The organism is Mycolicibacterium houstonense (assembly GCF_900078665.2).
Taxonomy (GTDB): Bacteria; Actinomycetota; Actinomycetes; order Mycobacteriales; family Mycobacteriaceae; genus Mycobacterium; species Mycobacterium houstonense.
Window position 1 is genome coordinate 4,505,652 of the sequence record NZ_LT546207.1, and the last position, 15,620, is coordinate 4,521,271.

Here is a 15,620-nt window from a genome sequence, read left to right on the forward strand (position 1 = left end):
CGGCGCGGCCGCGAACCGACCTGCCTCCGCCGGCCGGTCCGCCTCGTCGAGGTCGGCGGCGGGCGCCTGGATATCCGGAAGTTTCCCGGCCCGGATGACCGGCGCGTATCGCACGCCGGGAACCACCGGAACCCCGCGCAAAACGGTGGGTGATGCAACCGGCGATGTAGTGCTCATGTGAGACAGATTACAAGAAACGATTGACAAGTCAACACAGGCAAGCGTAAAACAACACATATCAACATTTGATTGTGCTTTAACCCACATAAACGGAGACGCATGTACGCCGAAGAGCGCCAGCAGGCCATCGCCACGCTCGTGATGAGCAGGGGCCGGGCCTCTGTGGCCGAGTTGGCGCAGACCTATGACGTCACCACCGAAACCGTCCGGCGCGATCTGGCGGTCCTCGACAAGGCCGGGGTGCTGCGGCGCGTCCACGGCGGCGCCGTCCCGGCACAGACGTTGCATCTCGTGGAGGCCGGCGTCAGCGAGCGCGACACCACGCGCTCGACGCAGAAGGACGCCATCGCCACCGCGGCCGTGGACTTCTTTCCCCTCAGCGGCGCCAGCGTGCTGCTGGATGCCGGGACCACCACCGCCCGCGTCGCCGAGCGGCTGCCCACCGACCGCGACCTGACCGTGGTGACCAATTCCGTGCCGATCGCCGGACGGGTCGCCGCCATGCCGACCGCCACACTGCAGTTGCTCGGCGGGCGGGTTCGCGGACTCACCCAGGCTGCCGTCGGCGAGCAGGTACTACGGGTCCTCGAGACCCTGCGCGTCGACATCGCGTTCATCGGCACCAACGCCATCAGTGTCCGCCACGGGCTCTCGACTCCAGACACCGAGGAAGCCGCGGTCAAACGGGCCATGGTGCAGGCCGCCAATTACGTTGTGGTGGTTGCCGATTCATCGAAGGTCGGGAAGGAAGACTTCGTCAGCTTCGCACCCATCGACAGTGTGGACAGCCTGATCACCGACGACGAGATCTCCGACGCCGACCGCGACCTACTGACCCAGCACGGCGTCGAGGTGGTGATCGCATGATCGTCACCGTCACTCCGAACCCGAGCCTGGACCGCACCGTCACCGTCAGATCGCCCTTGACGCGCGGGGCCGTGCAGCGAGTCGATTCCGTCACCGTCGAACCGGGCGGCAAGGGCATCAATGTGGCCCGCGCCTTGACCCTGGCCGATGTCGCCGCCGAGGCCCTGCTGCCCGCCACCGAGTCCGATCCGTTGCTGAATGCACTGCGGACGCTTGGCGTGCCGTTCACCGGTGTTCCCATCGCCGACCCCGTCCGCACCAACCTCGCCATCACCGAAACCGATGGCACCACAACAAAACTCAACGAGCGCGGTGCCGAGGTGGACGCTGATGCGCTGCAGGCCCTGACCCGCTGCGTGCTGGCCAAGGCACGGGATGCGTCGTGGGTGGTGCTGTCCGGATCGCTGCCGCCCGGGATGCCGACGGACTGGTACGCGCAGGTGGTATCGCTGCTGGCTCCGCTGGATTGCCTCGTGGCGGTGGACACCTCCGAGGCACCCCTGGCCGCACTGGCGGATGCGTTCGAGCTGGCCGCGCCGGATCTCATCAAACCCAACGCCGAGGAGCTGGCCTCTGTGGCCGGTGTCCCGGTAGCCGCCCTGGAAGCTGCGGCCGACGCAGGCGATATGTCCGCGGTGGTGCGGGCCGCCCAATCGCTCGTCGCGCGCGGTGTCGGCGCGGTACTGGCCACCCTGGGCGCCGCCGGTGCGGTCCTGGTCGACGGCACCGGCGCCTGGCAGGCCACGCCACCACCGATCGTGCCGCGCAGCACCGTCGGTGCGGGCGATGCCTCGTTGGCCGGATATCTGCGCGCCGTCGTCACCGGCGCGCGAGCCCCGCAGCGGCTACAGATGGCCGTCGCCTACGGCAGCGCCGCCGCCGCCCTACCCGGTTCCGCCCTGCCCAGCCCCGCCGAACTCGACCTCGACGCCGTGCGCGTCAGCCCCGTCGTCACCGCCAATCCGGAAGTACTGCAATGACACAACCGATCATCACTCCCGATCTGGTCCTGCTCGACGTCGACGCCGGTGGCGACAAGGAGGCCGTCATCACCCGGCTGGTCGCCGGACTCGGCGCGGCCGGCCGCACCAGCGACACCGACGGCCTCGTCGGCGCCGCGATGGCCCGCGAGGCACAGTCGGCCACCGGCCTACCCGGCGGGATCGCGATTCCACACTGCCGCTCCCCCTACGTCGACACCCCGACCATCGGGTTCGCCCGACTCGCCCCCAAGGTCGATTTCGGTGCGCCCGACGGGCCGGCCGACCTGGCCTTCCTCATCGCTGCACCGGAATCCGGTGGCGCCGAACACATGAAGCTGCTGTCAAGCCTGGCCCGGGCGCTGGTCCGCAAGGACTTCGTCGCGTCGCTGCGTGAGGCCAGTAGTGCCGACGAGGTGGTGGCGCTCGTCGATGGTGTGGTCAATCCGGCGCCTGCTGCCCCGGCTCCTGAGCCTGCGTCTCCCGCCGCGCCTGTCTCCATCGTCGCGATCACCGCCTGCCCCACCGGCATTGCGCATACCTATATGGCGGCCGATGCGCTCAAGCAGGCCGCCGAGACCGCCGGGGTGACCTTGACCGTGGAGACCCAGGGCTCGTCCGGTAGTACTCCGCTGTCTGCGGCGACGATTGCCGCGGCGGACGCCGTCATCTTCGCCACCGATGTCGGGGTCAAGGACAAGCAGCGCTTCGCCGATAAGCCCGTCATCGCCTCCGGCGTCAAGCGCGCCATCAACGAGCCGGATGCGATGATCGCCGAGGCCGTCAGCGCCGCAAGCGATCCCAATGCCGCACGGGTGTCCGGTTCAGCGGCTTCGGCCGCCGCGCCCGCCGTTGCCGGCGGCGTGGGCTGGGGCACCCGGCTCCGGCAGATCCTGCTCACCGGCGTGAGCTACATGATCCCGTTCGTCGCCGCCGGTGGTCTGCTGATCGCCCTGGGCTTCCTGTTCGCCGGATACGACATCGGCAATACGCCCGAGGGCGAGACGAGGTCGCTGGGCAACATCATCGCGGCGGGCAACTCGCTGACCGACCTGCCACCCGGCGGATTCACCCAGTATCTCGGCGCCGTGCTGTTCTCGCTCGGCGGGCTGGCGTTCTCGTTCCTGGTACCGGCGCTGGCCGGCTACATCTCGTTCGCCATCGCGGACCGGCCCGGTATCGCACCGGGTTTCACCGCCGGCGCGGTTGCCGTATTCGTCGGCGGCGGGTTCATCGGCGGTATCGTCGGCGGCCTGATCGCCGGGTTCGCCGCGCTGTGGATCAGCCGGATCGCGGTGCCGCGGTGGGCCCGTGGCCTCATGCCCGTGGTGGTGATCCCGCTCGGCGCGTCACTTGTTGTGGGCCTGCTGATGTTCCTGCTGCTCGGCCGACCCCTGGCCGCCCTGACCACCGGCCTGACCAACTGGCTCGGCGGCATGACCGGGACTTCCGTCGTGATTCTCGGGGTGATCCTCGGCCTGATGATGTGCTTCGACCTCGGCGGGCCGGTCAACAAGGCGGCATATGCGTTTGCCACCGCAGGTCTCAACGTCGCCGACCCTTCGACCTTGCGCATCATGGCCGCGGTGATGGCCGCCGGCATGGTGCCGCCGCTGGCGATGGCCCTGGCCTCCACCCTGCGGCCGGGCCTCTTCACCGAACCCGAGCGTGAGAACGGCCGTGCCGCATGGCTTCTCGGGGCATCCTTCATCTCCGAGGGAGCCATCCCGTTCGCCGCTGCGGATCCGCTGCGGGTGATCCCGTCGATGATGCTCGGCGGCGCCGTCACCGGCGGTCTCATCATGGGCTTCGACGTCACCTTGAAGGCTCCGCACGGCGGCATCTTCGTGTTCTTCGCGATCGGCAACCTGTTGTGGTTCCTGGTCGCCCTGGCTGTCGGCACCGTCGTCAGCGCCCTGGCCGTCATCACCGCCAAACAATTCGCCAAACCATCCGTCACCACGCCGGAAACACCGGCGCTGGCCACCACCTGAGGAGAAACCATGCCCAGCAAGACCGTCACCGTCGGTTCGGCCATCGGCCTGCACGCCCGGCCCGCGGCGATCATCGCCGAAGCCGTTGTCAACGCGGGAGTTCCCGTCACCCTGTCAATGGACGGCGGCGAACCCGTCGATGCCGGTTCCGCCCTGATGATCATGACCCTGGGCGCAGGCAACGGCGCTCAGGTGACCGTGGAATCCGACGATGCCGAAGCACTCGCCACCGTGGCCGGGTTGGTGGAGCAGGATTTGGACGCGTAGGGGGTCGGGGTCAGTCGAGTCCATTCGTCCGAGATGCGTGTGGCCCGCGATGTCAGCACCCACGTCTCATCCAGCGATCATTCGTGGGGCATGCTTGAGTTTCATTCAGTCAAATGGCTAAGCACGGACCCGCTCGTGTCAAACATCAGACTTTGGGAACGCCGTTTGGCCAGACCCGGCGGGAAGGCCAAAGGTATAGCGATTGGCCATTTCCGAGCGCCCGGTGCTGCCTGTGACGTCATGTATCGGACGCAGACGACCGGCAACCAGGTGGTGCGGTATGACCGCCATGGTGACCTGCGCCGCCTCGGCGATATGGAGGTCTGCCCACATTTCACCCGTACCAATCACGTGGGCATTCGGGAAATAACTCCATTCACCGAAGGTCGGAGGCGGTGCTCGACGCACCGTGCGCTTCAGCCTGCGCCCACCGGTCAGCTTCCCGCAACTCCACACCCAATACCCCACGTATAAACTCCAGTCACGGGCTTCCTTCGTACGGGTCCTCAGCGGAAATTGAGACTGGCCTTATCTACCTGTGGAAAAGGAACATTCGGGTAGTCCGCCCTGATCCTGGCCGCCAGGGCTCGCAATTCCTCGATGTGTCTACAGCTCCGATCGAACGAATCGACGATGAAATAGCGGCCAATATCTGACTTAACTTCGCCTTCGCTGAACATCACCTTCAGGACCAGCGCATCATCATTTGACTCGTATAGCGTGAAGTCCCAAGGACTCATCGCGATCCGCTTGAGTTCCATTCGACGGCTCCAGCTCGAACTTGGTCCCATCTTTCACATCTGATCGCCCGATGCCGATCGAACGACCCCTCTCAGGAGAGCAGGTACGCCACCCTTTGAACCGTGAGTCATTCGGCAAACGCCGGACGATGCCGACCGTGGGTTTCGCCCTCACCGACGGCCGCTGATACTCAGCCGCGAGAATCTCTTCGACAAATCCGGCTGAGGACCGAGTACTTCACACGATCCATCGGAGTTACGGGAGCGAATCGTCCTCGCGTGCTGTCCGCTCCCCTACACATCGCAAATCGATCACCAACGCCAGATGCATCATCTCCTGGTGGCTCCGTACCAGGTTCTTTGATACCCCAGCCTCCGTCGTGGGCGAAGGCGGCTCGCGGAGGTGTCACCGGCCCCTTTGGCAAGTCACTCGTCGGCCGCGTCGACCTCCTGGCCGAGTTCTCAGTTCTGGCATCGTCCTCCCCTTCCCCACAAAGGCGCCTTCCGAACGCCGGTAGCGAGGCGCCAGAGCGTTCGAGAGGTAGGTTCCCACTCCTGCTGGTGGACGCGGCGAGACGAAGCTCCCAGACAGCGACGTCGGTCGAAGACCCAAACCGCCAGCGCCCTGCGTAGCGCAGCCTCTCGATCTCGCCGCCGCATGGTTCGTCAAGCTGAACCGATGCTGACCGGCGCCTACCTCCCCTACCGGCACCAATTTGTTGGGGGCGACCCGGTGCGCGGCCAGCTTTGCCAGGTGCAACACTCACTGCGAACACAAAGCGTTATCAGCGTCACCTAGTCACCCTTATGATTGCCTGCGTGCAAAGAGCGGGGCGGCATGAAGTGAGAATATGCATTGCTGAGCAGATGCTTTTGAGTTTGCTGAATGTGCACCAGCACACGACAGATGAGTCAAACACGGTCGGGGGAGTGTGAGGCGTGCAGCGCTTAGCCGTAATGCTGCTGGCGGTTTTGCTGGCATTTTTCAGTGCACCGCCGGCGTGGGCGATTGACCCTCCGGCGATCGACGCCGCAGCCGTCCCACCTGATGAAACCGGCCCAGACCAGCCGATGGAGCAGCGCAAGATCTGCGCCGCCCCGACGGTCATGCCGAACTCGAACTTCGCCGACAAGCCATGGGCGGCGGAGTATCTGCGGCTGGCCGAAGCGCAGAAGTTCGCAACCGGCGCCGGCGTAACTGTCGCGGTGATCGACACCGGAGTCAACGGTTCGCCCCGTGTCCCGGCCGAACCCGGCGGCGACTTCGTCGACGCCGCAGGCAACGGGATGTCCGACTGCGACTCCCACGGGACACTCACTGCGTCGATCATCGCCGGTCGACCGTCGCCCACCGACGGATTCATCGGAGTTGCCCCCGATGCGCGACTGATTTCGCTGCGTCAGACGTCCGCGGCGTTCCAACCCAAGGGTTCACGTCAGGATCCCAACGACCCGAACACCACCCAGACCGCGGGTTCGATCCGCAGTCTGGCCCGTTCAGTGGTGCACGCCGCCAACATGGGCGCGCAGGTGATCAACATCAGTGAGGCCGCCTGCTACAAGGTGACCCGCCGCATCGATGAGAGCAGCCTGGGTGCGGCGATCAACTACGCCGTGAACGTCAAGGGCGCGGTGATCGTCGTCGCGGCCGGCAACACCGGTCAGGACTGCACCCAGAACCCGCCGCCGGACGCGTCGGTCCCGGCGGATGCGCGCGGCTGGAAGGGTGTGCAGACGATCGTCAGCCCCGCCTGGTACGACCCGCTGGTGCTCACCGTCGGCAGCGTCAGCCAGAACGGTCAGCCGAGCAACTTCTCGATGTCGGGACCGTGGGTGGGAGCGGCGGCTCCGGGTGAGAACCTCACCGCGTTGGGCTACGACGGCCAACCGATCAACGCCACGCCCGGCGAGGACGGTCCGGTCCCCCTCAACGGCACGTCCTTCTCGGCCGCCTTCGTCTCCGGGCTGGCCGCACTGGTCAAGCAGCGCTTCCCGGATCTCACCCCCGCGCAGGTGATCAACCGGATCACCGCCACCGCACGGCATCCCGGCGGCGGTGTCGACAACTACGTCGGGGCCGGCGTGGTCGATCCGGTGGCCGCGTTGACGTGGGAGATCCCTGAAGGTCCGAAGAAGGCACCGTTCAAGGTCAAGGAAGTTCCTCCGCCGGTGTACATCCCGCCGCCAGACCGTGGCCCGATCACCGGCGTGGTGGTCGCCGGTGCCGCGCTGGCGCTGATCCTCGGGATCGGAGCGATGACTCGACGCGCGCTGCGGCGGCGCCGATGAGCTTCTTGCGGCGGAATTTCGGTTTCCGGTTCACGACGGGCCATGCCATCTGGGCGGCCACGCTGATCCCGGCATGTATCGCCGTGTGTCTGCACTTCAACCTGCTCTGGCTGGGGATCACGCTGTCGGTGCTGATCGCGATCTTCTCGGTGCTGACCATCCGCGGCTACCGGCTCACCGGCTGGGTCAGGGCCGTCTTCGCCTGGCGACGCCGCCACCGCAGCACGCCCGATGTGCCGTCGGAGCCTGCCGTCGGATCCACCGTGATGCCAGGCGATCACGTCGCCGTGCGCTGGCAGGGCGACTATCTGGTGGCGGTGATCGAGCTGATTCCAAGGCCTTTCACGCCGACCGTGATCGTCAACGGTGAGGCCGTCTCTGATGACACGGTCAGCACCAAACTGGTCGAGAAGCTGCTGGAGGCACACTGCCCCGATCTCGAGGCCGACATCGTCTCGGCCGGCTACCGCGTCGGCAAGACGGCGCCGGCCAGCCTGGTCGCACTCTACGAACAGGTGGTCGGCCCGTATCCGGCACCCGCCAACCGGCGCACCTGGATCGTGCTCCGGGCCAATCCGGAGGAAACGCGACGCTCGGCCCAGCGCCGAGACAGCGGCGTGTCCGGCCTGGCCCGCTATCTGGTGGCCTCGACGACCCGCATCGCAGATCAGTTGGCCAGCAATGGAATCGACGCGCGATGCTGCCGCAGCTTCGATGACTACGACAAAGCCACCGAGATCAGCTTCGAGAAGGAAACGTGGTCGGTGATCAAGGGCCGCAGCACCTTCACCGCGGCTTACAACGCGCCCGGCGGACCAGACGTCTGGTGGTCGGCGCGCGCCGACCACACCACCACGTGCGTGCGGATCCGTCCCGGGCAGGCTCCGACTTCCACCGTGCTGCTGACCACTTTGTCCAATCCCACGACGCCGCGCGGATTCTTCTGCCTCCACGGCGGACAGCGAGCGGCGCTGCAGGGGATCACCCCGGTGACCGACAAGCACTATGAATTGCCGATCGGTTCGGCCGGCGTGCTCGTCGGTGAAACCTCGGACCGGTACCCGGTGTACATGCCGTTCGACAACGTCGACGTCAGCATCAACCTGGGCGACGCTCGACTGTTCACCCAGTTCGTCATCCGCTCTGCCGCTTCCGGCGCAGTGGTGACCCTGGGCCCACAGTTCCGCGAATTCGCCACGATGATCAACGGACGCGTCGGGCGCGTGCCACGCGTGGTGTGGCCGAATGCCACGACCTACTTGGGGCCACATCAAGGCGTCGGCCGGGTGATCATGCGGCCCAACTTCATTGACACACCGCGACATCGGCAGCTGCCCATCTCGCTGATCAATCCGCGCGAGGAGAGCCGCTACCAGATGGCGCTGGAGCAGTGACATCAAGCTTGCTGGGAGAGGGGTCCCAGAAGGGTCGGGAGGAGTAGTTATGACAGAAGATCCGAGGTCGACGTGACCGACGAGATTCACCCGCAGGTCGCCGCGGTTCTGCGTCAGGCCCAAGAGTTGCAGTCGCTCATGGACGATCAACTGCACAAGATGAACAACGAAACATTCACGGCCACAGACGAAGCGCAGACCGTGGAGGTGACCCTGGACGGTCATCACCAGCTCCAGGACGTGTACATCAAGGACGGCCTGCTGCGGCTCGGCGCTCCCGAGGTGCAGCAGCGTCTCAACGAGGCGATCCAGAAGGCCACGGCGGCCGCAACCGCCTCAATCGAAGCGGATCGCGAACGGCTCGACGCGATGGTCGCGGAGTTGACTGCGGAGGACACCCAGCAGTTCGGAAACTGAACGGCTTGGCGTAAAACGAGATTCGCCGGCGACACCATGCGGTGTCGCCGGCGAATCCTTTTCTGCTACTTGTTGGTGTCCTTGACGTCGGTGCGGCGACGGTTGCCGATGACCGCCTCGGTCCAGGCGCGGTCCTCTTTATAGAGTTCCTCGTCGGGGGCGAGCTTGGGGTCGCGGCGCTTGTCTCCCCGCTGACCACCTTGACCGTGGCCGCCGCCCATGCCACCCATACCGCCGCCCATGCCGCCGGCTGCGCCGGGACCGCCGGGTGCACCGGCCGGAATGCCCGGGCCACCCTTCGAGGGCGCAACGTTTTCCGCGCCTACCGCCGGCGCCAAGGGCGTCTTCGGGATGTCGCCACCACCGCCGCCGGGCCCGCCACCGCCGCCTGCGGACGCCGGTGCCAGTGTCGGCTCATCGAGCGCCGGCACATCAGTGGCAGGACCCTCAGGCATCCCGGTGGGCGCGCCACTCGGCGAACCACCGCTTGGAGCCCCACCGCCGGGCGATCCTCCGCTCGGCGAGCCACCCGAAGGCGAACCGCCGCTGGGCGAACCCGAAGACGGCCCGCCCGCTGATGGGTCTAGGCCGGCAGGAGACATCGACGGCATCTCGGGCACTCCAGGCATCTCGGGCATTTCTGGGGTGGCGCCTCCCGTGCCTGGCTCGCCACCCGTCATGCCGGAATCGCCGGGCACCCCGGGAGGCTGGGCGTTGGGGTTCTTCCCGACTTCATTGGCGTTGAGCGGCGGCAGTCCAAGAATCCCGGGCGGCCGACTAGGCCTGCTTTGCGCTATCTTGAGGTCGCCCGCATACGCCTCTCTGGCGTCATCCGAGCGATTCCAACTAGCAATGTTTGTCGGAACCTTGTTGGGATTTATGTTAGACATATTCTCGTAATAATGCAGATCGTCCATGTCAGGATGCTTCTCGACGAGTCTGCCATGCGCATCGATGACTCTTTCGGTCTCAGTGGCCAAGCGGTCGCACTCGCCCGCCATCTGTATCCACCATTCTCCCAAGCTTCGAAGCGCCGCCTCACAAGCACGGGCGGCTTCGCCAGACCAACCGATAGGCGGGCATTGAAATTTGCCGGCGTGGGCATTAAGAACACCCGCGTAGGCCCGCCAGCTATCGGCAAAGTTCTTCAGGCCGTTGCACGCCATATCGTGCGGATCCCACTCGTGGATTGCACGCACCATGTCTCGCCAGCCATAGTTGCTGTCCTCATCAATATCGTCAAAGCGCGCCTCAAAGTGCGGAAGTTCGATGCTATGCAAACTCTTCAGCTCGGTCAGATCAGGAAAAACGGGTTCAACCGCCGGCGGCGCGCCTCCACCATCACGTACCTGACCGTCTAGGCCCGTACCAGATTGCTGATCGAGCTTTTCGTACGCAGAGGCTGCGGCTTTCATTGCCGCAGCCAATCGCTCTGCCTCCCGGTCCCCGGCTTTGAACGCCGCTGCCATCGCGTCGGCAGAATTTTGGAGCCGCAGGCACACCTCTTTGGTTGAATTCAGCGCGTCTGGTGGTTCCGGCTTTATCGCGGCGACGTCTGGTTGCCCCCCGACCCCTTTAAAGCGGTCACGCGATATTTCCTCAGCAGCACTTTTGAGCGCCGATACTGTAACTTCGAGATCAGCCATTTAGTGCATCCTCCCTACACCCTGCGACACTGGCCAACGGTCGCAGGCGATCAAACTTTCACCGACTGGTGATGGGCACGGCCATTTCATTCGCTTTAGACTCAAAGCTGTAGAGCGCAGCAATTTCCTTGACCGGGCTCGCGCCTTTTTCAAAGTCATGGACTCCGTCAATGCCGACTCCTAATGCTCAAGCGCATCAGCGGTCAACTGCCCCACGTGCTGCCAATAAATGAACCCATCTACGGCCCTGCGTTGGGCCTGCACCTCGACGGCGGTGTGCGCCTCGTACAAGGCGCGCTCCTGCGCGCATGCCGCGTAAGCGCAGAATGCTTTCAGCTGGGGCTCACCCCGGGTGGCGGACCGGCTGAGCACCCGCTCCCAAACCTTTTCCCAGGCCGTCCATATCTGATCCTCATCAGGCGGAGCAGCGTCCACCGGTGCCGGCGGGAGCACCTGCACCAAGTCGACATCGCTGATCCTCGCCAAACGGCCGCTGATCTCGGGGGCAATCACCTGCAGGCGGTCCCGTCCGGCCATCTTGCCGCTGGCCGGGATGTCCTCGGGCGTCAAAAGTTCGCGGTGCACACCGGCATCGCTGGTGAACTGGTGCTCGAATCCGATCAACGCTCGCAACTTCGTATCGTGGTGTTGCGCCCAACTCTGCAGGGCCACAACTGGATAGGTCGCCCAGCGCCCCCGCTCGGCGGGCGGGATCGACTCGTCTGCACTCGCCATCACCACGTGCTCCGGCAGACGCACCTGCTCAGGAATGTAAGCCATCGCGTAGTTATTGGCTATCACGATCCGGCCGTCCTGGGTCACTGCCGTGATCCAGTGGAAGAGAGCATCTTCAGCATTGACCATGTCAGGCGCGTTGAGTGCAGCCGCAATCCTCCGAGCCGCGGTCAGCGGGTCCGAGCCTGACCGTTTGGCCGCGTTCTGGGCGGCATCGCGTTCGGCACGGGCCGCGGACACCGGAACAGGCGCCACTTGAGCACCGCCAACAACGTTCGTTGGTTGGGCTGGGGGCGGTGCCGCGCCTGCAGGATTCGAAGACATCGGCGCAGCCGGAGAAGGCGTCGGTGGCGGTCCCAACGGAGGCGGGGCCATCGGCATCCCACCGCCCATGCCCGCCGCGCCGCCGGGCGGCGATGGTTGCACCGGCGCTGTAGGCGCCTGTGAGCTACTGAGCGATGTCGGCGCTGCACCCGTGCTGGCCGGCGTCGTCGCATCGCCAGCCGGAACCGCCGGCGCTGGAGCCAGCGGAGGTGGCGACGCACCACCACCAGAAGAAGCCGCCTGAACCGGAGTCCCAGCCGAATCCGCAAATCCCTTCGAGAAAGCTTGCAAGGGATCCGTCGGCGCACGGCCTGCCAATCCCTCGGCGGCTGCCTTTGACGGATCTAGTCCTGCAGCTGCGCTCGCTGCTGAGGAGACTCCACTCAATGGGCTGCTCGGGGCGCTGGGCGATCCGCCCACGCTTGGGGCGCTCGGCATCGCCGGCGCTGATGGAGCAGGTGGCGACACCGGCGACGTCGGAGACTTCGTGGCGGGAGTAGTCGCAGCGATATTGGGTGCGACAGTCGTAGGTGCCGTGGGGCCGGGCCTCGCCTGAGCGGCAGCATCACTATTGTCCGCGACCGGCACCGCAGCCTCGTCACCCACAGGTGCCGCGGGTCCGGGCGCTGCCTGCGCAGCCGCATCGCTATTGTCCGCAACCGGTACCGGAGCTCCACCAGCCTGCGAAGACACTGGGTCGTCACCGCCCCCAGGCGCCGCAGGCCCGGGCGCTGCCTGCGCAGCCGCATCGCTATTGTCCGCAACCGGCGCCGCATCCTCACTGTCGCCGGGCACCGCGCCATCGGCTTCCGGTTGCCCCTCAGCCTCGTTACTCATAAGCGATGCCAGCCGCGGGTTGCTTGAGCCAGCGGCAGATTCACCAGATTGCCCTGAACCAGATGCGCCCGTGCTATTGACTAGAGGGGGCGCTTCAGGGCTCTCAGCTGGCGGAAGTTCAGCACTTCGGGTACTTCCGCCCAGACTGTCGGCCAGATCCTCAAGAAATTGTTTGTTGGCGAGGTATGCTTGCTGCGCAATATCCTGTGCAGTCTCAGTCGCGTCTTTCCCTTCCTTCTCTGCCTCAGCCTCTAGCCTGGCGATTTCCTGGGCCTTGAGCTGGACATAATCGGCGATGGCCTTTTTGGCCATCCTGGTTGTCAACCACGCCTTACCACACCATTCAATGGCGGCGGAGAGCTGATTCTCGATACCCTGCATCGCTTGGCTATGCTGCTCGGCCTTCGCCGACGCGGCCGCGGCACTGCCACCGACCCATACAAGCAGCCCATTGAAAAGACCCGCATGTACCGCATCCCAGCTCGCGCGGGTCTGGACCACCGTCGATCTAATACCGGCCAGCATTTCTTTTCGTAGGTCGAACACTGACTCATCAAACTCCGGCCAAGCGCCGGGGCCTGTCATAATATCTTCATACGGCCCGGTTGGCTTCTGAATGCTGCCTAGTCCCAGGGCGAAGAAATCCGATATATCATCGAACAGGATTGGACCAACTGGCACAGGGGTGGCACCCGTCACAAGTTTGCCTTACACGCCCAATGGATCGCGCTCGCTAAGAGGGTTGATTGCGATGCCAGATAGCTGACATTCCCCGAGTATGTTGGTATTGCCTGCACGTACGCCCGCATGTATTGGGCCGCCAATACTGCGAAGTCTTCCCACGCGGCATTATCGCTCTCCCTGCCCAAACGCTCCATATCGTCGGCATAGGTCGCCATCAGTGTCGCGGTGGCATCCATGACTGCCTTTTGGTCAGGTGTCCATTCTGCCGCCGAAATCTTTGAGTCGATGCCGCGCCATGGTTTTGCGTCGTTATTGAACCGCTCAACCATCTCGATCCAAGCACTACAGCTGCGATCACCACTTTTCAGAAACTGTTCGGGCACAATCGAGTCAGCACTGCCTGGCTCCTGAATCACTGACGGCTCCGCTGGAGGCGGAATTAGAGGCGAAGTTTGTTGTGCTGCACGGTAGTAGATCGCATCGCACACCCTGTTCAATGCCCCGGTGAATTGATTGGATGCCGCAACAATAGTGTTATCAGACGACGAGTACGTTGAAATGGAATCAATCACCGCTTGAGCATATGCATTAAATTGCCCATAGAGTTCACGCATTACCCGATGCGGTGTCTGCTTGGCGAGGTTGGCCGCACCCGGGATTGCTCCCGTCAGTGCGGCGCCCTGTCGCTCAAATACAGCCTTTTGTTCCGGTGTCCACCCAGCCGCCGCCACCGAGTAATCAAGTTTATTCCATTCTGGGACGGCTTTTTCCAAACCGTGCGCAATCTTGGTCCATGCCTCGCAAGTCGGATCTTCAGTGATGATATTCGCGGGTCCGGTGTCATTGGCGCTGGCGAACTCCGACGTGCCATCGCCGCTATTTGGCGACCTACCCTCGGTTTCCGGCCGCAATACAAGAACGGTGCCGACGACGCTCACAGCAATAACCGCAACAAGGGCCAGCCCTACCAAGATCCACTTGCCCTTCCCGTCCTTGTTCGGCGGCGGAGGCCAGGCCTGCTGCTGCCACGGCGCACCAGGTTGTCCATAGTTAGGCGCGCCCTGAGGCGCGCCGCCGTAGGGCGATGGTCCGCCCGGCCCTTGGGGCGGCGGCCCACCCCACTGTGGCCCTCCACCCACAGCGGGCGGTTGCGAGCCAAACGGATCCTGGGGAGGAAGAGTCATCACCAAACCTTCACGTCAAAAAGCACTATCGGTCACAACGAGACTGAGGGATCAGCTGGCGGCCGCTGCGGGGGTGACGGCGCAGCCGCGACGGGCGGGGCAGACGGCGACGCTTGCGCCGGAGGTTCGGCTGCCGGAGCCCGCTGTGCCCCGCCATCGGGTCCGGCCGCACCTTCGCGCTGCTCCTCCCGCTCGTCGCCTTCGTCGCGCTGCTTGTCGTCCGTGGACTCCTCTGGCTGCGCTTCAGGCTCCTGCCCCGCAAGACCGGCACCAGCGCCTTGCTTGTCCGGATCACCTTGGCCGAGCCCGCCGCCCATCTGACCGATCTGCTGAATGCCTTGCATGACCGTCTGCGGAATCTGGCCCAACTGTTGAGCCATCTGCATCGGCACTTGGCCCAACTGTTGAGCCATCTGCATCGGCATCTGCATCAGCTGTCCGAACTGGCCCATCGCATCCGTGGGCCCGCCGCCCGAGCTCGGTGCACCGAACTTCGAGTCGAACTCCGCCAACCGGTCATTTACAGCAGCCTGTGACTGACGATCCGTCTGCTCGTACCGATCAGCGGCCACACCGATATTGGTCGCGGTCGACTGTGCATCGCTTCTGGTCGTCGGCATGGAGTCCAGCAGCGGCGCTTCCGTCTCATTGGTACGGCTGGTCATCGCCTGCGAAAATCGGTCTCCCCCCAAGGAGGGGAAGGCACTCGGCGGATCAGGAAGCGCGTCTGCCGCATCCCGAAAACCCACACTGCCCGCACGCAGTTCGGCGACATTGACTCGTAAATCACCGGTCACCACATACCCCCATCAACTAGACGCTAGGAAGCCAACCTCCAGACCCACCGATCGCGTCCAACACCCGATAGGCCTGGCACGGCGTGCTGTACCGCCACCATGCGCAACACTCTGCCATCGACCGTCAGGCGGTCCCCTCTACAAGTAAGTTCAGCAAAATGCTACCCGAGCGAGATAGGGGACGAGCGCACAAATTCGAGTCCTCACCACTAGGGACGATGGCGAGCCTTGCACCTGTTTCCGATAGCGAGAACTGCGAAAGTTCCTGCTCCGCGGGGCACAAGG

General features: G+C 64.7%; 12 protein-coding genes. 7 read left to right on the plus strand and 5 right to left on the minus strand.

What is annotated here, in order from left to right:
* Positions 1-279: 279 nt before the first annotated feature.
* The 4 genes from BN4332_RS22600 to BN4332_RS22615 are packed head-to-tail and all read left to right on the plus strand — an operon-like array spanning position 280 to position 4,288.
* Positions 280-1,047: a DeoR/GlpR family DNA-binding transcription regulator gene (locus BN4332_RS22600; protein ID WP_066901752.1), complete on the plus strand. Its 768-nt coding sequence runs from the start codon at positions 280-282 to the stop codon at positions 1,045-1,047.
* Positions 1,044-2,027 (plus strand): 1-phosphofructokinase family hexose kinase, encoded by a 984-nt coding sequence (locus BN4332_RS22605; RefSeq protein ID WP_066901753.1) that lies wholly within the window; start codon positions 1,044-1,046, stop codon positions 2,025-2,027. The genes BN4332_RS22600 and BN4332_RS22605 overlap by 4 nt, the downstream gene beginning before the upstream one ends.
* The gene (locus BN4332_RS22610; protein WP_066901754.1) at positions 2,024-4,021 is read left to right on the plus strand and encodes a PTS fructose transporter subunit IIABC; all 1,998 of its coding nucleotides are present in this window, start codon (positions 2,024-2,026) and stop codon (positions 4,019-4,021) included. Before BN4332_RS22605 ends, BN4332_RS22610 begins: the two co-directional genes overlap by 4 nt.
* Before the next feature lie 9 nt (positions 4,022-4,030).
* The gene (locus BN4332_RS22615; RefSeq protein ID WP_066901755.1) at positions 4,031-4,288 is read left to right on the plus strand and encodes an HPr family phosphocarrier protein; all 258 of its coding nucleotides are present in this window, start codon (positions 4,031-4,033) and stop codon (positions 4,286-4,288) included.
* A 506-nt stretch (positions 4,289-4,794) separates the two neighbouring features.
* Here BN4332_RS22615 and BN4332_RS22620 read toward each other — a convergent pair.
* Positions 4,795-5,049 (minus strand): hypothetical protein, encoded by a 255-nt coding sequence (locus BN4332_RS22620; RefSeq protein WP_066901756.1) that lies wholly within the window; start codon positions 5,047-5,049, stop codon positions 4,795-4,797.
* A gap of 918 nt (positions 5,050-5,967) precedes the next feature.
* On the opposite strand from BN4332_RS22620, the gene mycP reads away from it, so the two are divergent.
* From mycP to BN4332_RS22635, 3 genes are all read left to right on the plus strand, one after another.
* Entirely contained in the window at positions 5,968-7,317 is a 1,350-nt protein-coding gene (mycP, locus tag BN4332_RS22625; RefSeq protein WP_066901757.1) for a type VII secretion-associated serine protease mycosin, read from the plus strand.
* On the plus strand, positions 7,314-8,711 hold the full coding sequence (eccE, locus tag BN4332_RS22630) for a type VII secretion protein EccE (RefSeq protein ID WP_066901758.1): 1,398 nt from the start codon (positions 7,314-7,316) through the stop codon (positions 8,709-8,711). Before mycP ends, eccE begins: the two co-directional genes overlap by 4 nt.
* 72 nt (positions 8,712-8,783) lie before the next feature.
* On the plus strand, positions 8,784-9,128 hold the full coding sequence (locus BN4332_RS22635) for a YbaB/EbfC family nucleoid-associated protein (protein WP_066901759.1): 345 nt from the start codon (positions 8,784-8,786) through the stop codon (positions 9,126-9,128).
* A gap of 65 nt (positions 9,129-9,193) precedes the next feature.
* Here BN4332_RS22635 and BN4332_RS34935 read toward each other — a convergent pair whose 3' ends face one another.
* The 4 genes from BN4332_RS34935 to BN4332_RS22660 form a co-directional block, all read right to left on the minus strand.
* Positions 9,194-10,774: a PPE domain-containing protein gene (locus BN4332_RS34935; protein WP_066901760.1), complete on the minus strand. Its 1,581-nt coding sequence runs from the start codon at positions 10,772-10,774 to the stop codon at positions 9,194-9,196.
* Between the two features lie 180 nt (positions 10,775-10,954).
* A complete protein-coding gene (locus tag BN4332_RS22650) occupies positions 10,955-11,638 on the minus strand; it encodes an EspK C-terminal domain-containing protein (protein WP_235654173.1) in 684 nt (227 codons plus the stop codon).
* Between the two features lie 1,727 nt (positions 11,639-13,365).
* A complete protein-coding gene (locus BN4332_RS33320; RefSeq protein ID WP_160110909.1) occupies positions 13,366-14,292 on the minus strand; it encodes an ESX-1 system-associated protein in 927 nt (308 codons plus the stop codon).
* 278 nt (positions 14,293-14,570) lie between these two features.
* On the minus strand, positions 14,571-15,335 hold the full coding sequence (locus BN4332_RS22660; protein ID WP_160110910.1) for a hypothetical protein: 765 nt from the start codon (positions 15,333-15,335) through the stop codon (positions 14,571-14,573).
* Positions 15,336-15,620: the final 285 nt, after the last annotated feature.